Genomic DNA, 22,123 nt, shown 5'->3' on the forward strand with positions numbered 1-22,123 from the left:
GACATGCGCACGCTCCTTCTCGCCCCCCTGATGCTGGCCGCCAGTGTGGCCGGCGCCGCCGAAACGGTGAAGATCTACAACTGGTCCAGCTACGTCGCCCCCGACACGCTGAAGAACTTCCAGCAAGCCAGCGGCATCGTGCCCACCTACGACGTGTACGACAGCAACGAAACCCTCGACGGCAAGCTGATGACCGGCAACTCCGGCTACGATGTGGTGTTCCCCTCCAACCACTTCATGGCCCGGCAGATCCAGGGCAAGGCCCTGAAGCGTCTGGACAAGTCGCAGCTGCCCAACTGGCAAAACCTCAACCCGGTGCTGCTCAAGGCACTGGAAGTGAACGACCCGGGCAACCAGTACGGCTTCCCGTACCTGTGGGGCAGTACCGGTATCGGCTACAACATCGACAAGGTCAAGGCGGTGCTCGGCGACAACGCGCCGGTGGATTCGTGGGACCTGATCTTCAAGCCCGAGTACATGAGCAAGCTGAAAAGCTGTGGCGTCGCCGTGCTGGACAACGGCCCGGAGCTGCTGCCGATTGCCCTGCACTACCTGGGCCTGCCGCACCACAGCCAGAACCCGGCGGACTACGACAAGGCCAAGGCGCTGCTGATGCAGGTGCGGCCGTACATCAGCTACTTCCACTCATCGAAGTACACCGGCGACCTGGCCAATGGCGATATCTGTGTGGTGGTGGGCTTCTCGGGGGATGTGCTGCAAGCGAAAAACCGTGCCGAAGAGGCGAAGAACGGGGTGAAGGTGGGCTATTCGATACCCAAGGAAGGCGCGCCCATGTGGTTTGACATGGTGGCCATGCCGGCCGATGCACCGGACGAAAAAGCCGGGTATGCCTACATGAACTACCTGCTGCAGCCAGAGGTGATGGCCAACATCAGCAACCATGTGCAGTACGCCAACGGCAACCTGAAGGCGGACGGGCTGGTGGAGCCGGCCATGAAGGGCAATACGATGATTTACCCGAGCGAAGACATGATGGGCAAATTGTATGCCCTGGAAGCAATGCCGGCCAAGATCGACCGCATTCGCACCCGGATCTGGACCAGTATCAAAGCCGGAAACTGAGCGCGGCCGTAATGCGGTCCCTGTGGGAGCGGGTTCACCCGCGAATGCGTCGGTCAATTCAACATCGCATTCGCGGGTAAACCCGCTCCCACAGGGTCAGATGTAGGCCTGTAAGGTCAGTGGTGCTCGCGGGTAGCGCGGAACTTGACGTCCGGCCAGCGCTCTTCCATCAGCGCCAGGTTGACCCGGGTCGGCGCCAGGTAGGTCAGGTGCCCGCCACCGTCGACGGCCAGGTTCTCCACGGCCTTGTTCTGGAATTCCTCGAGCTTCTTCTTGTCATCGCAGCTGATCCAGCGCGCCGACCACACGGTAATCGGCTCGTAGGCGCATTCGACCTTGTACTCTTCCTTCAGGCGGCTGGCGACCACATCGAACTGCAGCACACCGACCGCACCGAGGATGATGTCGTTGCTGCGCTCCGGGAAGAACACCTGGGTTGCACCCTCTTCGGCCAGCTGCTGCAGGCCCTGGCGCAGCTGCTTGGACTTGAGCGGGTCCTTCAGGCGCACGCGGCGGAACAGCTCCGGGGCGAAGTGCGGAATACCCGTGAAGCCCAGCGCTTCGCCTTCGGTGAAGGTGTCGCCGATCTGGATGGTGCCGTGGTTGTGCAGGCCGATGATGTCGCCGGCGAATGCCTCTTCCAGCTGCTCACGCTCGGAGGAGAAGAAGGTCAGCGCGTCACCGATGCGCAGGTCCTTGCCGGTACGCACGTGACGCATCTTCATGCCCTTCTCGTACTTGCCCGAGCAGATGCGCATGAAGGCGATACGGTCGCGGTGTTTCGGGTCCATGTTCGCCTGGATCTTGAACACAAAGCCTGTGAACTTCTCCTCCACCGGCTCCACGGTGCGCTCGTGGGCAACACGGGCCAGCGGGCGCGGCGCCCAGTCGACAACGGCATCGAGCACATGGTCGACACCGAAGTTGCCCAGTGCCGTACCGAAGAACACCGGGGTCAGTTGGCCATTGATGAACTCGTCCTGATCGAACTCATGGCATGCACCCTGTACCAGCTCGAGCTGTTCGAGGAAGCGATCATATTCGTCGCCCAAATGAGCGCGGGCTTCATCGGAGTCGAGCTTCTCGATGATCTTCACCTCGGTACGCTCATGGCCGTGGCCCGGGGTGTAGACGATGATGTAGTCACCTTGCAGGTGGTACACACCCTTGAAGTCACGGTAGCAACCAATCGGCCAGGTAATCGGCGCTGCCTTGATCTTCAGAACGGCTTCGATCTCGTCGAGCAGTTCGATCGGGTCGCGGATGTCACGGTCGAGTTTGTTGATGAAGCTGACGATTGGCGTATCGCGCAGGCGGCACACGTCCATCAGGGCAATGGTACGCGGCTCTACACCTTTACCGCCGTCGAGCACCATCAGCGCCGAGTCCACCGCGGTCAGGGTGCGGTAGGTGTCTTCCGAGAAGTCTTCGTGGCCGGGGGTGTCGAGCAGGTTGATCATGTGCTCGCGGTACGGGAACTGCATCACCGAGGTGGTGATGGAGATGCCGCGCTGCTTCTCCATTTCCATCCAGTCGGAGGTGGCGTGGCGGTCGGACTTGCGCGACTTCACGGTACCGGCGACGGCAATGGCCTTGCCCATCAGCAGCAGCTTCTCGGTGATGGTGGTCTTACCGGCGTCGGGGTGGGAAATGATTGCGAAAGTGCGGCGCTTCGCGACTTCGGCGGCCTGGTTGGTCATGGGAAATCGCCTGACTGGGGGATTCAAAAAGGGGCGATATCATACCTGAAGTTGAGCGGGGACGAAAATCCAAGGTGCTTTTCGATAGCCGTTTGTCGACTTCGAGATCGAGCGCCGCCCGCGCGGCGCATCGCGAGCTGCGCTCGCTCCTACGTTTGTTTTTGGCCAGTAACGCCTGTGACAGGCGCGCGCGACCGCCTTGTTGGTACGACAAGATATCGCGTCATTCGCCAAGGCATCCGCGCGCGAATCTCGCAGGAATAATTGGCCGGAAACAAACGTAGGAGCGAGCGCAGCTCGCGATGCGCCGCGCGGGCGGCGCTCGATCTCAACAACCACGAAAACCGATCGCCTGGCACTTATTTGTCATCAAGAGGACTGAAGACGTGCGCCCTTCCGCAAGTACGCGCCAAGAATCAATCGATCCCCGACAATGTGATCTTCATTTCTTCCGGAAAGTGCACTACCAACTCAAGACTCGCACCCAAAACCTCAAGGTGTTTGCGCAAGGTCGAGATTGGCATGTCATTGAGTTTTGCTTCTCCGACTGAGCCGCCTTCAATGCCCAGTTGCCTCCTTAGCTCATTGAGAGTCGCTTCATCAGTTAGATTCTCGCCATTCACCACGACCACCTTCCTCAAGTGAAAAAATTTCCATGCCGATCCTGAGCCACGCGACGGACGTCGCGATAGCAGGTAATTCAACGCCTTGATGTAGGAAAAGCACTTATTTATCGCGCGAAATTTCCATCACCCCAGTGATTAACGCTGGCCAAATGCCGCATCAGATGGGAACCTTTACGCCCACGGAGACGTCCACTCCCCTGCAACCCGCTTCGGTTGGGGACTGGTTTCATCAGCATTTTCGGGCCCGACGGGGTTCGGCTCATGGCCTGATCGCAGCCTTCGGCGTGCATCACGCTGCTACTCGCGAACACACCAATCGCCGCCAGGACTGGCCGGCAAAAAAGAAGTGTGCTCGCCGACAACACAAGGAGTCCGCCTGTGGCTAAACGCTACGGTAAAGGGCTGTTGGGATGCGCCACCGTGCTCGTCATCCTGGCCCTGCTGATCCACTGGATCGGCATCGACACGATCGCGCGTTATCGCGACGATCTTGGGTTCTACCTGCAAGCGCACCTGGTGCTGGTGCTGGCTTCGATGGCGGCGGCGTTGGCCGTGGGCATCCCGGCTGGCATTGCCCTCAGTCGACCGCACCGGGTCGACAAAGCCGAGCGCTTCATGCAGTTCTTCAACGTTGGCAACACCATCCCTCCCCTGGCCGTTCTGGCCATCGCGCTCAGTATCCTGGGCATCGGCGCCGGGCCTGCGATCTTCGCGCTGTTCCTCGCCTCCCTCCTGCCCATCGTGCGCAACACCTACGAGGGCCTGAAAAACGTCCCCGCCTCGCTCAAGGAAGCCGCCACCGGCATCGGCATGACCCCGCGCCAGCAACTCTGGCAGGTGGAGCTACCGAATGCCGTGCCGATCATCGTCGGTGGTGTACGGGTGGCCCTGGCATTGAACGTGGGCACCGCACCGCTGGCATTCCTGATCGGCGCCAACAGCCTGGGCAGCCTGATCTTCCCCGGCATCGCCCTGAACAACCAGCCGCAGCTGCTGCTGGGTGCCGCCTGCACCGCACTGCTGGCCCTGGTGCTGGACGCTGCCGTGAGTTTCTCCAGCAAGCGCTGGCTGGAACGTGGCCTGGCCCAATAAGGATAGGGAACGTATGAACAAGAGAATCGCCTTGCTGCTGGGCGCGGCCCTGCTGTTCGCAGGATTTGTCCAGGCAGTGGAAAAACCGCTGGTGCGCATCGGCGCGCGGGTGTTCACCGAGCAGACCGTGCTCGCCGAAATCACCGCGCAGTACCTGCGTGCCAACGGCTTCGACGTGCGCGTCACCACCGGCCTTGGCAGCAACATTGCGCGCCAGGCCCAGGAGACCGGCCAGCTCGACCTGATGTGGGAATACACCGGGGTTTCGCTGGTGTCGTACAACCACATCGACGAGCGCATGCCCAGTGCCGAAGCCACCTTCGCCAGGGTCAAGGAACTGGATGCAAAGAAGGACCTGATCTGGCTGGCCCCGTCGAAGTTCAGCAACACCTACGCGCTGGGCCTGCCCCAGCAAGTGGCCGAGGCCTACCCGCAAGTCAACACCATCAGCGACCTCGACCAGGTACTGCGTGACGAAAGCCAGCGCAACCACCTGGTGGCGCTGGACACCGAGTTTGCCAACCGCCCTGACGGCCTGGTCGGCCTGCGCGAAATGTATGGCCTGCCGCTGGACCGTCGCAACATCCGCCAGATGGATGGTGGCCTGGTGTACACCGCCATGCGCAACAACCAGGTATTCGCCGGGCTGGTGTACACCACCGATGGCCGGCTGAGTGCGTTCAACCTCAAGCTGCTGGAAGACGACAAGCACTACTTCCCCGACTACACCGCAGCACCCGTGGTGCGCAAAGCCGTGCTGGACGCCAACCCGCAACTGGCCGGCCTGCTCAAGCCACTGGCCGAGCAACTGGATGACGAAACCATGCGCCAGCTCAACGCCAAGGTCGACGTCGAGCACCAGAACCCGACCGCCGTCGCCGCCGCCTTCCTGCGTGAGCACCCCCTGAACAGCGAGGGCCAGCCATGAACCTGATCGATACCTTCAACCACCTGGACTGGGCCCAGGTACTGCAACTGACCTGGCAGCACATCATGCTGGTGGGCATTGCCGTAAGCCTGGCCATCCTGGTTGGCGTGCCGCTGGGCATCCTGATGACCCGCTTCCCGGCCCTCGCCGGCCCGCTGCAAGCCAGTGCCACGGTGCTGCTGACCATCCCGTCGATTGCGCTGTTCGGCTTGCTGCTGCCGTTCTATTCCAAGTTCGGCCAAGGCCTCGGCCCACTGCCCGCGATCACGGCGGTGTTCCTGTACTCGCTGCTGCCGATCCTGCGCAACACCTACCTGGCCCTGACCAATGTCGAACCCGGCATCCGTGAAGCCGCACGCGGCATCGGCATGACCTTCGGCCAGCGCCTGCGCATGGTCGAGCTGCCCATCGCCGTGCCGGTGATCCTCGCCGGTGTGCGCACTGCCGTGGTCATGAACATCGGCGTCATGACCATCGCCGCCACCATCGGCGCCGGCGGCCTTGGCGTGCTCATCCTCACCTCCATCAGCCGCAGCGACATGTCGATGCTGCTGGTCGGTGCCGTACTGGTCAGCCTGCTGGCCATCATTGCCGACCTGCTGCTGCAAACCCTGCAACGTGCCCTGACTCCAGAAGGACTGCGCCCATGATCGAACTGAAGAACCTCAGCAAAACCTTCAACGTCAACGGCAAGGACGTCAAAGCCGTCGATTCGGTAAGCCTCACCGTCAACGAAGGGGAAATCTGCGTGTTCCTCGGCCCCTCGGGCTGCGGCAAGAGCACCACGCTGAAAATGATCAACCGCCTGATCACGCCAACCTCGGGCCAGGTGTTCATCAATGGCGAAGACACCACCGGGCTGGACGAAGTCACCCTGCGCCGCCATATCGGCTATGTGATCCAGCAGATCGGCCTGTTCCCCAACATGACCATCGAAGAGAACATCACCGTGGTCCCGCGCCTGCTCGGCTGGGACAAGCAAAAGTGCCACGAGCGCGCCCGCGAGCTGATGCACATGATCAAGCTTGAACCCAAGCAGTACCTGCAGCGCTACCCGCGCGAGCTGTCCGGTGGCCAGCAGCAGCGCATCGGCGTGATCCGCGCCCTTGCCGCCGAAGCACCGGTATTGCTGATGGACGAGCCGTTCGGCGCGGTCGACCCGATCAACCGCGAAATGATCCAGAACGAGTTCTTCGAGATGCAGCGGGCGCTGAACAAGACCGTGATCATGGTCAGCCACGACATCGACGAAGCGATCAAGCTGGGCGACAAGATTGCCATCTTCCGTGCCGGCCAGCTGTTGCAGCTGGACCACCCGGACACGCTGCTGGCGCACCCGGCGGATGACTTTGTCAGCAATTTCGTTGGCCAGGACAGCACGCTCAAGCGCCTGCTGCTGGTGCGTGCCGAGGATGCAGCGGACAACGCGCCGTCGGTGAGCCCGGAAACGCCTGTGAGCGATGCACTGGAGCTGCTGGATGAGCACGACCGCCGCTATGTAGTGGTGACCGATGCACAGAACAAGGCACTGGGCTATGTGCGCCGGCGCGACATGCTCCGCCAGCAAGGCACCTGTGGCGACTTCCTGCGGCCGTTCAATGCCACGGCGTCGCACGATGAACATTTGCGCATCCTGCTGTCGCGCATGTACGAGTTCAACCGGGCGTGGTTGCCGGTGCTGGATGCCGAGCAGGTGTTTTTGGGCGAGGTGACGCAGGAGTCGATTGCGGCGTACCTGAGCTCGGGGCGCTCGCGGGGGGCGAAGACCAGCATTGTCTCGCCGGCTGAGGCGGTCGCATCCTGATCTGAGGGTTGTGTTAATTGTGCCGGCCTCTTCGCGGGTAAACCCGCTCCCACAAGGTCGGCACATGGTTCAAGGGCAGCGCCGTACCTGTGGGAACGGGTTTACCCGCGAAGGGGTTCACACGGATGTCAGAACCCTACACTGGCCTGCACATAGAAGGTCCGCGGCTCACCCACATAGATGCCGGCGTTGTTGTCGCTGGAGCGGGTAAAGTACTGCTTGTCGAACAGGTTCTTCACCCCCGCCGCCAGCTTCAGGTTGGACATCTGCGGCCCGAACTCATACCCGCCACGCGCATGCCAGGTGACGTAACCCGGAATATCACCATACTGCCCATCCGCACTCGGCTCGGTGATGTAGTCGCCGTTGAAGCTGCCATCGGCATTGATCCCGGTCCCCGGCGCGCGCTGCTTGGATTGGGCGTAGGCATCCAGGTTCCAGGTCCAGCGGTTGACCGTGTAACGCACGCCGGCGGTGGCCACCTGACGTGAATAGAACGGCAGGTCACGCCCCTTGAAGCCCGGGATTTCACCTTCATACGTGGCGCGGGTAAAGGTGTACCCACCACTCACCGACAGCCCTTCCAGGCGCGGGTCCAGCCCGGCCAGGTCGTAGCGCACCGAGGCCTCGATGCCCTGGTGCTTGGTCGCCCCAAGGTTGGTCCAGCCCACATCGTTGCTGATGTATTGCAGCTCATCATCGAAGTCGATGTAGAACGCGGTCAGCTCACCGGCAAAGCCGCCATCGTCATAGCGCGTGCCGATTTCGTAGGTCTTGGCCTTTTCCGGCTCCAGGCCATTGGCCGTGCTGTTGCCCGTACCGCCCTGGCCCAGCTGGAAGTACTGCAGGCTGCCGAACGAGGTTTCGTAGTTGGCGAACACTTTCCACGCGTCGGAGAGGTGGTACATCACGCTCAGCGCCGGCAGCGGCTCGTTACTGGTAATGCTGCGCTTCTTCTCCGCCACCGGGCGGTTGTTGGCATCCAGCACCGGGCGGTCGCGCCAGTCGGTATTGATGTGCTCGAAGCGTACGCCCGGGGTGATGGTCCAGTTGCCCACATCAATCTTGTCATCGATGTAGTAGGCACTGGCCTCGGTACCGCCGCTGCGGTCCTGGAACACGTGGCCGTCAGAGGTCGGGGTCACGGTCGGCACGTTGTCGATCAGCGCCAGGCGGGTCGACTGTTCGCGCATCGCTTCCTTCAGGTAGCGATAACCCACGCTGACTTCCTGGGTGGTCGGGCCGGCAAAGAAGATGCGCGACACCCGTGGCTCGATGGCGAAGGTGTGGTAGTTGCGCGGGTACGACGACAGGGTCTTCATGTCACGCGAGGCGATGGCGCTGCCGCGGAAGCTGTCGGTGTAGTAGGTCAGCACTTCGAACTGGGTGGCATCGTCAAGCTGGCGCTGCCACTTGAACGACACGTCCTTGCGCCGACCAGCGAAATAGTCGTAGTCGCGCAGCGACTGGTACGGGTTGCTGTCGTACTGGGCCTGGGTCAGGCCGCCGGGCATGTCGGCACGGCCATCGTAATAATGGAAGTTGAGCCAGAACTCATCGACGTCGGTAGGTGCCCAGTGGGTCTTGAGGATAACGTCGTCGATGTCGTTGCCGTTGTTGCTTTCACGGTAACCGTTGCCGTTCACCCCGGTGTACAGCAGCGCCACGCCCATGCCGTTATCAGCCGTGCCGCCGACGAAGGCCGACTCGGTGTGCTTCCAGCCGCCGCGCTGGGAGGTTTCAAGGGTGGTGGATAGCTCCGCCGACGCCTTTTCCGGAATCGCCCGGGTGACGAAGTTGATCACCCCACCCACGTTCTGCGGGCCGTAGCGCACCGAGCCGGCACCACGCACCACGTCGATGCTGTCGAGGTTGCCCGACGAGATCGGCGCCATCGACAGCTGTGGCTGGCCATACGGCGCGAAGGCGGCCGGGATGCCGTCGATCAATACGGTGGAGCGCGGCGACAGCCGCGAGGTCAGGCCGCGCACGCCTACGTTCAGCGACAGGTCGCTGCCGCCGGTGCCGTTGGAGTCCTGCACCTGCACACCCGGGATGCCGCGCAGTACGTCGCGCACGTTCATCGCGCCCTTTTCCACCATCGCCTCGCGGCGCACCACGGTGCGCGCGCCGGGGTGGTTCTGCACCACGCTCTGCTGGGCATCGCCCAACCAGTCACCGACCACCTTGATGTCAGTGGGCGCCAGCTCCAGGCTGCCGCTGCCCAGGTCCAGGGTAGTCGGCAGCGGCTTTACCACGACGGTGTCCTGGGACATCTCGAAGGTCAGCCCGCTGCCTTGCAGCAACTGTTGCAACGCCTGCACCGGCGCCAGGTTGCCGGACACCGCTGGGGCCTGTTTGCCAGCCACCAGCTCGGGGCTGAAGAACAGCTGCAGGTTGGTCTGCTGACCCAGCTGGTTCAGTGCCGAAGCCAACGGTTGGGCCTGGATCTGGATGGCGTTACCGGCCTGTGCGGCCTGGCTGTCGATGGCCACGGCACTGACCGCCAGGGCCAGCGCCAAAGCGCGGAAGCGTGGGAAAGGCTTGTTGTTGTTCACGTCGTCGAAACTTCCTGAATGCAGAATAAACGCCAACCGCGTGCAAATGGAAATGCTTGGCAGTTGCAGCTGGCGAGGAAGACGAACGAGCGAAAAAAAACCTGAATCTATTTCGCAATTATTTCGCGAGAGCCGTCTTCATGGGCCTTGATGGCCACCGGCAGGATGCTCGGCAGGGCCCGCAACAGTGCATCGGTGTCGTCGGTGCTGAAGGTACTGGACAGGCGCATCTGGGCGACTTTTCCCGGGGCAACCCGCAACGGCTGGCTGCGGTAACGCGAGGCTTCGGCCACCACCTCGGCGAGGGTGGCGTTGTCGAACACCAGCTTGCCCTGGCGCCAGGCAGTAACGGCAGCGGTATTGACGGCGTAGGGGGCGGTCACCAGGCCTTGTGCATCTATATGCGAACCCTGGCCGGCCGTAAGCTGCGCCAGCGCGTCGCCCTTGCCCTGCACCCGCACCGAGCCCTGCTCCACCGCCACCCGGGTGCTGGCCAGGTCCTGGCGCACGTCAAAGCGGGTACCGGTTACCGTCACGCTGCCTTGGGCGGTGTCGACCACAAACGGCCGGGCACTGTCGTGGGCGACGCTGAACATCACTTCGCCGGCACTCAGGCGGATATGCCGCTGGCCGGCGCTGAAATCGACCTGCAGCTGTGTGCTGCCATTGAGATCGAGCAAGGAGCCATCCGGCAGTTCGACCTGGCGGCGTTCATTGAAGGCGGTCTGCACGCTACCTTGGTGATTCAGTTGCTGGTAGTGCCAGCCGCCCCAGCCCAGGCCCAACGCCAACACCGCGACACTGGCGGCCAGGGCCTGACGCACGAAACGCCGACGCGGCAGTTGCTGCACCGGGTCCGGCTGGCACAACGCTTCAAGGCGCTGGCGTGGAATGAAGTCGGCGGCCTGCCACACGCGGCTGAGGTGCTGGTACTCCTCGCGGTGGCGCTCGTCGCTGGCCAACCAGGCGCGCAACTGCTTCTGCAGCCCGGCATCCCGAGGCGCATCCTGCACGCGGGCAAACCATGCGGCCGCCTGCTCGCGGACGGTATCGGTACCGTGCTGTTTCATCGAAAAGGTCTCCTGACTCATCATGCCGACACATCCAGGTGCTCACGCAAATGCCGGAGCGTGCGGATCATATACTTTTCGACCATGTTCTTGCTCAACCCCATGCGCTCGGCGATCTCGGCCTGGGTCAGGCCTTCGAGCTTCTGCCAGATGAACACCTGCCGGCAGTTGAGCGGCAACTCGGCCAGCGCCCGCTCGACGCTGTCGGCCAGCTCCAGCGCATGCACATAGGCCTCCGGGTCATCGCTGCCGCCAATGCCCTCGTCGAACGCTTCCAGCGCGAGGGCCTGGCGGCGGTCTTCGCGGCGAAAACCATCCACGGCGATGTTGCGTGCGGTCTGGTGCAGGTAGGCGCGCGGCTGCTCGACCTGCTCGCGCGGGTTTTCCAGTACCCGGACAAAGGCATCGTGGGTGAGGTCTTCGGCCTGCTGGCGACTGCGCAGTTTGCGCGTCCAGGTGCCGATCAGCTCATGGTAATGGTCGAGGAAGCCTTTGTGTCCGGACACGGTCTGGGTCATCAGGGAGGCGGATAAGGGTGCGAATAGTAATGTTTCTCATCAAAACCAGCAAATCCGCCAGTCGGTAACAAAAAATTTATGCGCCATTTCCTGTACGTGGGTACCAGGAAATTGTGGCCATAAATATGAACACCTGAGGCCCTTTCGCGGGCACGCCCGCTCCCACAGGAAGCGCGCGATGCCTGTGGGAGCGGGCGCGCCCGCGAAGGAGACAACACGGTCTATTCCACAATATTTAACGCTTGAAACATCGTGGGGAACATCAGCCGGTCACACGAGTCGGTTATTCAAATGGCTGGTGGTCGATCCACGTCGATCACGCCCGGATTGCCTGTTGATTCTGCATTCTTCACGCCCTAAAGTGCGCGCCGAACGTCCATGCTGGAAACGATCCATCCGGCTCAAGTACTGAGTAGGCGAACCAAAGTGGGGATACGGAGGACGTTCAGTTTGCAGCCACTTAAATTTTCAGTTTGCCCATGGAGTCCCTGAGCATGTCGATCCAGGTCGAAGATTATTTCGCGCGTGACACCTTCCAGAAAATGAAGGCGTTCGCCGACAAGCAGGAAACCCCGTTCGTACTCATCGATACCCAGATGATCAGCCAGGCCTATGACGACCTGCGCGCCGGTTTCGAATTCGCCAAGGTCTACTACGCGGTCAAGGCCAACCCTGCCGTCGAAATCATCGACCTGCTCAAAGAGAAAGGTTCGAGCTTCGACATCGCCTCGATCTACGAACTGGACAAGGTGATGGGCCGCGGTGTCAGCGCCGACCGGATCAGCTACGGCAACACCATCAAGAAGTCCAAGGACATCCGCTACTTCTTCGAGAAGGGCGTGCGCCTGTTCGCCACCGACTCGGAAGCCGACCTGCGCAACATCGCCAAGGCCGCGCCGGGTTCGAAAGTGTATGTACGTATCCTGACTGAAGGCTCCACCACTGCCGACTGGCCGCTGTCGCGTAAATTCGGCTGCCAGACCGACATGGCCATGGACCTGCTGATCCTCGCCCGTGACCTGGGCCTGGTGCCTTACGGCATCTCCTTCCATGTGGGCTCGCAGCAGCGCGACATCAGCGTGTGGGACGCCGCCATCGCCAAGGTCAAGGTGATCTTTGAGCGCCTGAAGGAAGAAGACGGCATCGAGCTGAAGCTGATCAACATGGGTGGCGGCTTCCCGGCCAACTACATCACCCGTACCAACAGCCTGGAAACCTACGCCGAAGAAATCATCCGCTTCCTCAAGGAAGACTTCGGTGACGAACTGCCGGAAATCATCCTGGAGCCAGGCCGTTCGCTGATTGCCAACGCCGGCATCCTGGTCAGCGAAGTGGTACTGGTGGCGCGCAAGTCGCGCACTGCCGTCGAGCGCTGGATCTACACCGACGTGGGCAAGTTCTCCGGCCTGATCGAAACCATGGACGAAGCCATCAAGTTCCCGATCTGGACCGAGAAGAAAGGCGAAACCGAAGAAGTCGTCATCGCCGGCCCGACCTGCGACAGCGCCGACATCATGTACGAAAACTACAAGTACGGCCTGCCGCTGAACCTGGCCATCGGTGACCGCCTGTACTGGCTGTCGACCGGTGCCTACACCACCAGCTACAGCGCAGTCGAATTCAACGGCTTCCCACCGCTGAAGGCTTACTACCTGTAATGCAAAACGGGGCCGCAAGGCCCCGTTTTCATGTGTGCTCTCCTGTACCGGCCTCTTCGCGGGCTTGCCCGCTCCCACAGGTGCGGTGCTTCCTTCAGGCCCAGCGCAATACCTGTGGGAGCGGGCAAGCCCGCGAAGGGGCCGGCACAGTCAAAATCAAACTTCGCGCCGTCCGATCTCTTCGGCATACCGCGCCGCAAAGGCCATCAACACCGGCCCCGCGCCCTGCAAGGTTACCAACGCCGCGCGCAAGAAGTTCATGTTCCCTTCAACCCGCGCCTGCTCCAGCCACTGCCCTGCTTCGGCCAGTTGCCCACGCTCGACCAGCACCAGCCCCAGGCTGAACATCCCACGGAAATCCCCCGCCTCGGCCGAGCGCCGATACCAGCGCACCGCCCGCGCCGGGCTGGGCGCCGTGGCAATGCCCTGCTCCAGGTAACGCCCATACAGGTTCATCGACTTGGCATGCCCCAGCTGCGCAGCCTTCTCGTAACACTGCAGTGCCTGTGCCTGGTTGGCCGGCACCCCGCGCCCGGTGGCCAGCAGGTTGCCCAGGTTGTAAAGGCCCCAGTCCAGCCCTGCGTCGGCCGCACGCGCATAATGAATGGCCGCCTGCGTCAGGCTTGGCTCACCGCCCCAGCCATGCTCCAGGCAACGCCCGAGCATGTTGTGCGCCATGGCACTGCCGCCCTGTGCGGCGATGCCAAACCAGCGCCGGGCCACGGTGGCATCTTCCTCGATACCGCGCCCATCCAGCAGGATCTGCCCCAGCAACAACTGCGCCTCGACCGCGCCCTGCCCCGCTGCTGCCAGGATTGCCTGGGCAGCTTTGCCGGGGCTCTCCTCCAGCATGGCCTGCAAGCCGGCCACATCCACCACTTCCTCACGTCGTAACAGATAGGACACGGCTCAGACCTCTGCCCAGCGGCGTAGCAGGTTGTGGTAGGTGCCGGTCAGTTGCAGCAACGAAGGATGCTCGGGGACATCGGCAGTCAGCTGCTGGATGGCATTGTCCATCTCGAACAGCAGCGCCCGCTGGCTGTCCTCGCGCACCAGGCTCTGGGTCCAGAAGAACGCGGCATAACGCTGGCCTCGCGTCACCGGGTTGACCTTGTGCAGGCTGGTGCCGGGGTACAGCACCAGGTCACCGGCAGCCAGCTTGACCTGCTGCTCACCATAGGTGTCCTGAATCACCAGCTCACCGCCGTCGTAGCTGTCCGGGTCGCTGAGGAACAGCGTCGAAGACAGGTCGGTACGCACCCGCTCCGGGCTGCCCTTGGGCTGGCGCAGGGCGTTATCGATATGAAAACCGAAGTTGCCACCCTCGCGGTAGCAGTTGATCAAGGGCGGGAACACCTTGTGCGGCAGGGCCGCCGACATGAAGCGAGGGGTTTTCCACAGGCGGTCGATCAGCGCAGTGCCGATCTCCTTGGCCAAGGGGTGCCCTTCCGGCAACTGCAGGTTGTGTTTGGCCTTGGCCGACTGGTAGCCGGCAGTCACCTTGCCATCGGCCCAGTCGGCCTGCTCCAGCGCCTCGCGGATACGGGCCAGTTCGTCAGCGTCAAACAGGCCTGGGATGTGAAGCAGCATGGCGGCAGCACCGTTAGGAAGTGTAAAGGCGCCAATGATATTGATTCCCTTTTGCACGGCACAAGCCCCATTCGCCGCTTTACACGTTTCAGCGTGAAGAAACCGTAAATGCAAATTGTAAAGATTGTAAATTCTTCACGAATGGTAACGGCTCTCAATTGTGAGTCACAATTGCTTACATTAAGATCCGCGGCCTCAATACCTTGGGGAAGGTCCTAAGCAATGCGCCAGTACGTACCATCTGCAGTGAGTTCACCACGCCTGATCGTATCCGCCATCGGCGTCGCTCTTAGCGCCACATCGGTCTACGCCGCCGCCCCGGCCGCCAACAGCGCGATCACCCTCGACGCCACCAGCGTCAACGGCAAGGCTGAACAGGCCAGCACCGATTACAAAGTCGAAAAGGCCGCTTCGCAGAAGTACACCGCGCCGCTGGTAGACACCCCGCGCTCGGTCACCGTCATCCCGCAGCAAGTGATCAAGGACACCAACGCCCTGACCCTGCAGGACGCCCTGCGCACCGTGCCAGGCATCACCTTTGGCGCCGGCGAAGGCGGCAACCCGCAAGGCGACCGCCCGTTCATCCGCGGCTTCGACGCCCAAGGCGATACGTACCTGGACGGCGTGCGTGACACTGGCGCACAAACCCGCGAAATCTTCGCCATCGAGTCGGTGGAAGTGGCCAAGGGCCCTAACTCGGCCATCGGTGGCCGTGGCGCTGCCGGCGGTACCATCAACCTGGTGAGCAAGCGTGCGCACCTGGGCAACTCGCTGGACGGCGCCTGGACCTGGGGCAGTGACCAGACCCAACGCTACACCTTCGATGGCAACTACCAGTTCAGCGATACCGTTGCCGGCCGCCTGAACCTGATGACCCACGAAAGCAACGTCGCCGGCCGCGACAAGGTCAACTACGACCGTTGGGGTATCGCCCCGTCGCTGGCCTTCGGCCTGGGCACGCCAACCCGCGTCAACCTCGACTACTACCACCTGGAAAGCGACGACCTGCCGGATTCGGGCATCCCGTACAGCATTCCTACCAATGGCAGCGGCGGCCGCACCTCGGCGCACCCGAGCAAACCGGATGACGGCGGCGACAGCGACAACTTCTATGGCCTGACCGGCCGTGACTTCCGCAAGAGCCGTGTAGACATCGCCACCTTCGCGATCGAGCACGACCTGACCGACGCGCTGACCATCAAGAACACCCTGCGTCACGGCAACAGCATGCAGGACTACATCCTGACCCAGCCTGACGACAGCAAGGGCAACGTTAACAACGGCAGCGTCTGGCGCCGTGCCAACACCCGTGTCGGCAACACCGCCACCACCACCAACCAGACCGACCTGTTTGGCGAGTTCTACCTGGGCGGCCTGAAGAACAGCTTCTCCACCGGTATCGAGCTGAGCCGTGAAGAGAGCGACCGTTCCACCTACAACGTCGACACCAATACCCGTGGCTCCACCGCCACAACCTGCAACCCGAGCCTGATCGGCGCGAACAGCGGCTACAACTGCACCTCGCTGGGCAACCCGAACCCGGACGATCCGTGGAACGGCGCCATCTCGCGCAACTATGCCGGTACCGATACCAAGAGCAATACCCGCGCGATCTACGTGTTCGATACCCTCGAGCTGTCGCCTGAGTGGCTGCTGAACATGGGCCTGCGTTACGACCACTTCGATACCCAGTACCGTACCTACGACGCCTCTGGCGCCACTGTGGTGAACACCAAGGGCGTCGCGTCCAAAGGCAAGGACACCAGCGAATTCGTCACCGGCCAGCTGGGCCTGGTGTGGAAGCCGGCCGACAACGGCAGCATCTACGTGTCCTACGCCACCTCCGCTACCCCTCCGGGTGCGATGCTGGGGGAAGGTATGGAAGGCAACCCGCTGGGTAACACCACCGACCGCAACGGCAACCTGTTGAGCAGCGACATGGAGCCGGAAGAAACCACCAACTACGAAATCGGTACCAAGTGGGACCTGCTCGACCAGCGCCTGTCGCTGACCGCTGCGCTGTTCCGCACCGAGAAGGAAAACGCCCGCGTCCAGGTGGACACCACCACCTACGAAAACGTCGGCGAAACCCGCGTACAGGGCATCGAGCTGTCGGCCAGCGGCAAGATCACCGACAAGTGGCAGGTATTTGCCGGCTACACCTACATGCAGGCTCGCCAGATCGACGGCGGCCCGCTGGGCAAGGCCAACGATGGCAACCAGCTGCCGAACACCCCGAACAACAGCGCCAGCCTGTGGACGACCTACTCGATCACGCCGAAGCTGACCGTCGGTGGCGGTGCGTTCTACGTGGATGACGTGTACGGCAGCGTGGCCAACACCACCATGGTCGACAGCTACGTACGCTACGACGCCATGGCCGCCTACAAGCTGACCAAGAACGTCGACCTGCAGCTGAACGTGCAGAACCTGACCAACGAGGTGTACTACGACAAGGCCTTCTCCACCCACTTCGCCAACCAGGCGGCCGGGCGGACTGCTCTGTTGACCACCAGCGTCCACTTCTGATGTCGGGACTGAGTTGATCTGTTGAATGGGCTGTGCCTGTGCCGGCCCTTTCGCGGCTAAAGCCGCTCCCACAGGTATTCCACCGACCTGTGGGAGCGGCTTTAGCCGCGAAAGGGCCGGCACAGGCTACATACAACCGGTAAACAACACCCACCCCTGCCCCGTTCATTGAGCGGGGCTTTTGCGTATCAAGGCATAATGCACGCCGCGCAGTCTGCGGCAGCAACACAAGGTGATCGATGTGGTGAAGAAGACGCTGTTCCAATTGCACTGGTTCTTTGGCATCACCGCTGGCCTGGTGCTGGCCTTGATGGGCATCACCGGGGCCCTGTACTCGTTCCAGGAAGAACTGCTGCGTGCGTTCAATGCCGATGTACTCAAGGTAGAAGTGCGCGCCGAGGGCGTGCTGCCGCCGGCCGAACTGGTACAGCGGGTCGAGGCCCAGCAACACGACAAGGTGTCGATGCTGTGGGTCGATGTGCGTGAAGGCAACGCCGCACGCATCTTCTTCATGCCGGCCCCGGGCGAGCGCCGTGGCGAGCTGCGCTATGCCGACCCGTATACCGGCGAACTCAAAGGCGAAGTGGCCGGGCAAGGCTTCTTCAACCTCATGCTCAACCTGCACCGCTTCCTGGCCATGGGCGACACCGGCCGGCAGATCACCGGTGCCTGCACCCTGATGCTGGTGTTCTTCTGCCTGTCCGGCCTGTACCTGCGCTGGCCGCGCAAGGCGCTGGACTGGCGCACCTGGCTGACCTTCGACTGGGCCAAGAAAGGCCGAGCGTTCAACTGGGACCTGCACGCCGTGGCAGGCACCTGGTGCCTGCTGTTCTATCTTTTGTTCGCCCTGACCGGGCTGTTCTGGTCCTATGAGTGGTACCGCGAAGGCCTGAACAAGCTGCTGGCCGACGCGCCGGCCGCCGGCCAGCAACAGAAACGCGGTGAAGGCCGTGGCCGCCACGGGCCGCAGAAGGTCGACAAGAACGCCCCGCCGCTGGTGGTCGACTATGACGCGATCTGGGCCAACCTCAAAAACGCCGCAGGCCCAGGCCTTGCCGCCTACAACCTGCGCCTGCCACCGGTTGGCGGCCAGCCGGCCAACCTGTTCTACCTGCTGGACAGCGCCGACCACCCGCGCGCCTTCAACACCCTGGAGCTGGACCCGGCCACCGGCCAGGTGAAAAGACACGACCGCTACACCGACAAGTCCTTCAAGGCCCAGCTGCTGCAGAGTGTCTACGCCCTGCATGTCGGTGAATACTTCGGCCTGCCGGGGCGCATCATCGTCACCATCGCCAGCCTGACCATGCCGCTGTTCTTTGTTACGGGCTGGCTGCTGTACCTCGACCGCCGCCGCAAGAAGCGCCAGGTGCGCGCAGCCCGAGGCAACGTTGCCAGCAATAACGGCAGTGGTGACAGCTGGCTGATCGGCTTTGCCAGCCAGAGCGGCTTTGCCGAACAACTGGCCTGGCAAAGTGCCGGCCAGTTGCAGGCAGCCGGCCTGCCGGTGCAGGTACGCGCGCTGGCCGAACTGCGTGAAGACGACCTGCGCCAGGCCCGCCGTGCGTTGTTCGTGGTCAGTACCTTCGGCGACGGCGAAGCACCCGACAGCGCCCGCGCCTTCGAGCGCAAGGTGCTCGGTCAGCCGTGGGCACTGAACAACCTCAACTATGCCCTGCTCGCCCTCGGCGACCGCCAGTACCCGCACTTCTGCGGCTTCGCCCGTCGCCTGCAGGCGTGGCTGGGGGAGCGCGGTGCCAGCAGCGCATTCAGCCCGGTGGAAGTGGACAACGCCGACCAGGCCGCCCTGCAACAATGGCAGCAGGAACTGGCGCAACTGACCGGCGCCCAGCCAGTGGCCGCCTGGCAGCCGCCAACGTTCGCCAACTGGTCACTGGTGCGTCGCGAACTGCTCAACCCGGGCAGTCAGGGCCAGCCGGTGTACTTGCTTGGCCTGCTGGCTCAAGAGCCAGCAAGTTGGGAAGCCGGCGACCTGGTGGAAATACTGCCGCTCAATGGGCAGCCACGGATCGACGCGTTTCTCAAAGGCATGGCGCTGGACGCCAGCGCCCGGGTACACGTGAATGGCCTGGGCGAAACACTTGCCCAAGCCCTCGCAGGCCGCCAGTTGCCGGCGCGCCGTGATCACCTGATCGGCTTGCAGCCGCAAGCGCTGGTAGACGCCCTGGTGCCGATCGGCAGCCGCGAATACTCCATCGCTTCGATCGCCAGTGACGGCGCGCTGGAGCTGATCGTGCGTCAGGAGCGCCATAGCGATGGCAACCTGGGCCTGGGCTCCGGGTGGCTCACCGAATACCTGCCACTGAACGGTACCCTGAGCCTGCGCCTGCGACGCAACAGCGGCTTCCACCTGCCTGAGACCGCAGCGCCGATGATCCTGATCGGTAATGGCACGGGCCTGGCCGGCCTGCGCAGCCTGCTCCGCGCACGGGTGAGTGCTGGCGAGCAGCGCAACTGGCTGCTGTTTGGCGAGCGAAACCGGGCGCATGACCTGCTGTGCGGTGACGAGCTGCAAGGCTGGCTGCAGAGCGGCGACCTGGCACGCCTGGACCTGGCGTTCTCGCGGGATCAGGCCGAGAAGGTGTATGTGCAGGATGTGTTGCTGCAGCAGGCTGAAGAGTTCAAGCGCTGGGTGGCTGAGGGTGCCTGTGTGTATGTCTGCGGCAGCCTGCAAGGCATGGCTGCGGGGGTGGATGCGGCGCTTGACGGCATGCTCGGGGAAGCCGTTGTGCAGCAACTGATCGAGGACGGGCGGTATCGGCGGGATGTGTACTGATCAGGGATTGATGTAAAGGCATATGGCCCCTTCGCAGCACAAGGCTGCTCCTACAGGTGTAGCGCATAACTTGTAGGAGCAGCCTTGTGCTGCGAAAAGGCCAGTGCAGGCTGTCAGTGCAGCTCGAAGGTATCGGCATCCAGGTTGGCCGGGAACTTGGCCCGGTACGCCGCCAGTTCCGCCGCGCTCAACACGGCGGTAAACACCCCGTCCGCCTCGCCGGCACTGAGCAGGCTCTCGCCCTGGAAGTCCAGCACCTGGCTGTCGCCCGAATAGGCGAAGCCCTTGCCGTCCGTGCCCACCCGGTTCACCGCTGCCACATAACACAGGTTCTCGATGCCCCGCGCCGGCAGCAGGCGGTTCCAGTGCTGGCGGCGCGCAGCCGGCCAGTTGGCGGTGTACAGCAGCAGGTCGGTGTCCTGGGCGTCACGGCTCCACACCGGGAAGCGCAGGTCGTAGCAGATCAGCGGGCGAATCCGCCAGCCCTTGAGCTCGAACTGCACCTGGCGTTCGCCCGGGGTGTAGTGCTTGTGCTCACCGGCCATGCGGAACAGGTGGCGCTTGTCGTAGTGCAATATCTCGCCGTCCGGCCGCGCCCACAGCAGGCGGTTGCGGTGGCTGCCATCGGCGGCCTGGATGATCACGCTGCCGGTAATCACCGCGTTGTACTTCTTCGCCTGGGCCTTCAGCCACTTGTAGGTCGGGCCATTCTCCGGCTCGGCCAGGCTTTCGGACTCCATCGAGAAACCGGTGGTGAACATCTCTGGCAGGATCACCAGGTCCACCTCCCCTACCTGCTCCAGCAGCACCTCGAAGTGTGCATAGTTGGCCTCGCGGTCGTGCCAGGCCAAGGTGGTTTGCACCAGGGCGACTTTCAGGTTGGGCAGTGTGCTCAGATCGCGCATAGTCGTTCCGCTGCCTGACGCAGCGTCTCCTCACGTTTGGCAAAGCACAGGCGTACCAGGCGTTGCTCGGGGATGGGTTGCTGGTAGAACACCGATACCGGAATGGTCGCCACACCGTGCTCGCGGGTGAGCCACAGCGACATGTCGACATCGTTCAGGTCCGGGCGGATCTGCGAGTAGTCCACCAGCTGGAAATACGTGCCCGCCGTGCGGGTAAAGTTGAAACGCGAGCCTTCCAGCAAGCCGCAGAACAGGTCGCGCTTGCCCTGGTAGAAGGCCGGCAGCTCATCGATGTGCTCAGGGTGCTCGGCCATGAAATCGGCCAGGGCGCACTGCAATGGCGTCACGCCGCAGAAGTTGACGTACTGGTGCACCTTGCGCAGCTCTGCGCTCAGCGCCGGGGGCGCGATCACGTAGCCGGTCTTCCAGCCGGTCACGTGGTAGGTCTTGCCAAACGAGCTGACCACGAAGGCACGCTGATACAGCTGCGCGTGGGTCAGCACGCTGGCGTGGCGAACGCCATCGTAAACCAGATGCTCGTAGACCTCGTCGCTGACCAGGTAGATATCGCGGTCGGCAATCAGCGTTGCCAACTGCTCGAGGTCTTCGCGGGTGATCAGTGCGCCACTGGGGTTGTGCGGCGAATTGAGGATGACCATGCGGGTGCGCGGGCTCAGGGCATCGCTGAACTTCTGCCAGTCGATACGGAAGTCGCCGTCGCTCAGTTGCACATGCACGCAGCGGCCACCGGCCAGCTCCACCGACGGCTCGTAGCTGTCGTAGCACGGGTCGAAGACAATCACCTCGTCACCGGCATGCACCACCGCCTGGATGGCACAGAAGATCGCCTCGGTGGCACCGGGGGTGATGGTCACTTCCTGGTCGGCATCCACCTGTGCGCCATACAGCCGCGCCACCTTGGCCGCCACTTGCTGGCGCAAGGCCGGCAGGCCGGTCATTGGCGAATACTGGTTGTGCCCGGCAGCCACATGCCGGCCCACTGCATCGAGCAGGGCCTGCGGGCCGTTGAAATCAGGGAAACCCTGGGACAGGTTGAGCGCGCCGGTCTGCACGGCGAGCTGGGACATGGTGGTGAAGATGGTCGTGCCGACATTCGGCAGTTTGCTGCGGATCATGGAGCCCTCTTTCCTGGGGTGTATCCGGCACGGGGTGGAGTCCGAGCATAGCGGATCGAGCAGTCAGGAAAAAGGTTGAAACAATAGGGGGATTGCTTTGGATCAAAGGGCCCCCTTCGCGGGCTTGCC

At 62.8% G+C, this 22,123-nt stretch carries 17 protein-coding genes; 8 read left to right on the forward strand and 9 right to left on the reverse strand.

From position 1 onward, the window contains the following. The first annotated feature begins 3 nt into the window (after positions 1-3). Complete coding sequence (locus ABOC32_RS27445) at positions 4-1,083, forward strand: polyamine ABC transporter substrate-binding protein (RefSeq protein ID WP_049275034.1); 1,080 nt, start codon at positions 4-6, stop codon at positions 1,081-1,083. A gap of 116 nt (positions 1,084-1,199) precedes the next feature. On the opposite strand, the gene ABOC32_RS27450 is transcribed toward ABOC32_RS27445, so the two are convergent. Further along, positions 1,200-2,783 carry a peptide chain release factor 3 gene (locus tag ABOC32_RS27450; RefSeq protein ID WP_426809583.1) on the reverse strand — a complete coding sequence of 528 codons (1,584 nt, stop codon included), beginning with the start codon at positions 2,781-2,783 and terminating at the stop codon, positions 1,200-1,202. A 416-nt stretch (positions 2,784-3,199) separates the two neighbouring features. After that, complete coding sequence (locus tag ABOC32_RS27455; protein WP_426809584.1) at positions 3,200-3,406, reverse strand: XRE family transcriptional regulator; 207 nt, start codon at positions 3,404-3,406, stop codon at positions 3,200-3,202. Positions 3,407-3,787: 381 nt separating this feature from the next. On the opposite strand from ABOC32_RS27455, the gene ABOC32_RS27460 reads away from it, so the two are divergent. From ABOC32_RS27460 to ABOC32_RS27475, 4 genes are read left to right on the forward strand one after another with little or no spacing between them, the layout of a single operon-like run. Further along, positions 3,788-4,501 (forward strand): ABC transporter permease, encoded by a 714-nt coding sequence (locus tag ABOC32_RS27460; RefSeq protein WP_043196954.1) that lies wholly within the window; start codon positions 3,788-3,790, stop codon positions 4,499-4,501. Positions 4,502-4,514: 13 nt separating this feature from the next. Then, positions 4,515-5,429, forward strand: a complete 915-nt coding sequence (locus ABOC32_RS27465; RefSeq protein WP_426809585.1) for a glycine betaine ABC transporter substrate-binding protein — start codon at positions 4,515-4,517, stop codon at positions 5,427-5,429. Further along, complete coding sequence (locus tag ABOC32_RS27470; RefSeq protein ID WP_086979114.1) at positions 5,426-6,079, forward strand: ABC transporter permease; 654 nt, start codon at positions 5,426-5,428, stop codon at positions 6,077-6,079. Before ABOC32_RS27465 ends, ABOC32_RS27470 begins: the two co-directional genes overlap by 4 nt. Beyond that, positions 6,076-7,233 (forward strand): betaine/proline/choline family ABC transporter ATP-binding protein, encoded by a 1,158-nt coding sequence (locus tag ABOC32_RS27475; RefSeq protein ID WP_426809586.1) that lies wholly within the window; start codon positions 6,076-6,078, stop codon positions 7,231-7,233. Before ABOC32_RS27470 ends, ABOC32_RS27475 begins: the two co-directional genes overlap by 4 nt. 128 nt (positions 7,234-7,361) lie before the next feature. Here the strand turns inward: ABOC32_RS27475 and ABOC32_RS27480 are convergent, their stop codons facing one another. From ABOC32_RS27480 to ABOC32_RS27490, 3 genes are all read right to left on the reverse strand, one after another. Further along, positions 7,362-9,791: a TonB-dependent siderophore receptor gene (locus tag ABOC32_RS27480; RefSeq protein ID WP_426809587.1), complete on the reverse strand. Its 2,430-nt coding sequence runs from the start codon at positions 9,789-9,791 to the stop codon at positions 7,362-7,364. Between the two features lie 107 nt (positions 9,792-9,898). Next, positions 9,899-10,861 (reverse strand): FecR family protein, encoded by a 963-nt coding sequence (locus ABOC32_RS27485; RefSeq protein WP_426809588.1) that lies wholly within the window; start codon positions 10,859-10,861, stop codon positions 9,899-9,901. Between the two features lie 20 nt (positions 10,862-10,881). Beyond that, the gene (locus tag ABOC32_RS27490; protein WP_426809589.1) at positions 10,882-11,379 is read right to left on the reverse strand and encodes a sigma-70 family RNA polymerase sigma factor; all 498 of its coding nucleotides are present in this window, start codon (positions 11,377-11,379) and stop codon (positions 10,882-10,884) included. A 494-nt stretch (positions 11,380-11,873) separates the two neighbouring features. Here ABOC32_RS27490 and ABOC32_RS27495 point away from each other — a divergent pair, with 494 nt between their 5' ends. Then, positions 11,874-13,037 carry a type III PLP-dependent enzyme gene (locus tag ABOC32_RS27495; protein WP_264361844.1) on the forward strand — a complete coding sequence of 388 codons (1,164 nt, stop codon included), beginning with the start codon at positions 11,874-11,876 and terminating at the stop codon, positions 13,035-13,037. A 156-nt stretch (positions 13,038-13,193) separates the two neighbouring features. Here the strand turns inward: ABOC32_RS27495 and ABOC32_RS27500 are convergent, their stop codons facing one another. Then, complete coding sequence (locus ABOC32_RS27500; RefSeq protein WP_426809590.1) at positions 13,194-13,943, reverse strand: tetratricopeptide repeat protein; 750 nt, start codon at positions 13,941-13,943, stop codon at positions 13,194-13,196. A 3-nt stretch (positions 13,944-13,946) separates the two neighbouring features. Next, entirely contained in the window at positions 13,947-14,627 is a 681-nt protein-coding gene (locus ABOC32_RS27505; RefSeq protein WP_426809591.1) for a Fe2+-dependent dioxygenase, read from the reverse strand. Between the two features lie 222 nt (positions 14,628-14,849). Between ABOC32_RS27505 and ABOC32_RS27510 the strand changes: the two genes are divergently transcribed. Together ABOC32_RS27510 and ABOC32_RS27515 are read left to right on the forward strand one after the other, a co-directional pair. Continuing rightward, on the forward strand, positions 14,850-17,156 hold the full coding sequence (locus ABOC32_RS27510) for a TonB-dependent receptor (protein ID WP_426809592.1): 2,307 nt from the start codon (positions 14,850-14,852) through the stop codon (positions 17,154-17,156). Positions 17,157-17,397: 241 nt separating this feature from the next. Next, positions 17,398-19,953 carry a PepSY domain-containing protein gene (locus ABOC32_RS27515; protein ID WP_426809593.1) on the forward strand — a complete coding sequence of 852 codons (2,556 nt, stop codon included), beginning with the start codon at positions 17,398-17,400 and terminating at the stop codon, positions 19,951-19,953. Between the two features lie 113 nt (positions 19,954-20,066). On the opposite strand, the gene ABOC32_RS27520 is transcribed toward ABOC32_RS27515, so the two are convergent. Continuing rightward, entirely contained in the window at positions 20,067-20,858 is a 792-nt protein-coding gene (locus ABOC32_RS27520) for an amidohydrolase (protein WP_426809594.1), read from the reverse strand. After that, positions 20,846-21,994, reverse strand: a complete 1,149-nt coding sequence (locus tag ABOC32_RS27525) for a pyridoxal phosphate-dependent aminotransferase (protein WP_426809595.1) — start codon at positions 21,992-21,994, stop codon at positions 20,846-20,848. The genes ABOC32_RS27520 and ABOC32_RS27525 overlap by 13 nt, the downstream gene beginning before the upstream one ends. Positions 21,995-22,123: the final 129 nt, after the last annotated feature.

Source organism: Pseudomonas sp. WOUb67 (assembly GCF_050058005.1).
In the GTDB taxonomy this organism is placed as follows: Bacteria; Pseudomonadota; Gammaproteobacteria; order Pseudomonadales; family Pseudomonadaceae; genus Aquipseudomonas; species Aquipseudomonas putida_R.

What these genes read in the sequence shown, in the direction of transcription:
- ABOC32_RS27465 (WP_426809585.1), top strand. Translation starts at nt 4,515, where the DNA reads ATGAACAAGAGAATCGCCTTGCTGCTGGGCGCGGCCCTGCTGTTCGCA.
- ABOC32_RS27445 (WP_049275034.1), top strand. Translation starts at nt 4, where the DNA reads ATGCGCACGCTCCTTCTCGCCCCCCTGATGCTGGCCGCCAGTGTGGCC.
- ABOC32_RS27525 (WP_426809595.1), bottom strand. Translation starts at nt 21,994, where the DNA reads ATGATCCGCAGCAAACTGCCGAATGTCGGCACGACCATCTTCACCACC.
- ABOC32_RS27485 (WP_426809588.1), bottom strand. Translation starts at nt 10,861, where the DNA reads ATGAAACAGCACGGTACCGATACCGTCCGCGAGCAGGCGGCCGCATGG.
- ABOC32_RS27505 (WP_426809591.1), bottom strand. Translation starts at nt 14,627, where the DNA reads ATGCTGCTTCACATCCCAGGCCTGTTTGACGCTGACGAACTGGCCCGT.
- ABOC32_RS27470 (WP_086979114.1), top strand. Translation starts at nt 5,426, where the DNA reads ATGAACCTGATCGATACCTTCAACCACCTGGACTGGGCCCAGGTACTG.
- ABOC32_RS27475 (WP_426809586.1), top strand. Translation starts at nt 6,076, where the DNA reads ATGATCGAACTGAAGAACCTCAGCAAAACCTTCAACGTCAACGGCAAG.
- ABOC32_RS27450 (WP_426809583.1), bottom strand. Translation starts at nt 2,783, where the DNA reads ATGACCAACCAGGCCGCCGAAGTCGCGAAGCGCCGCACTTTCGCAATC.
- ABOC32_RS27520 (WP_426809594.1), bottom strand. Translation starts at nt 20,858, where the DNA reads ATGCGCGATCTGAGCACACTGCCCAACCTGAAAGTCGCCCTGGTGCAA.
- ABOC32_RS27495 (WP_264361844.1), top strand. Translation starts at nt 11,874, where the DNA reads ATGTCGATCCAGGTCGAAGATTATTTCGCGCGTGACACCTTCCAGAAA.
- ABOC32_RS27510 (WP_426809592.1), top strand. Translation starts at nt 14,850, where the DNA reads ATGCGCCAGTACGTACCATCTGCAGTGAGTTCACCACGCCTGATCGTA.
- ABOC32_RS27490 (WP_426809589.1), bottom strand. Translation starts at nt 11,379, where the DNA reads ATGACCCAGACCGTGTCCGGACACAAAGGCTTCCTCGACCATTACCAT.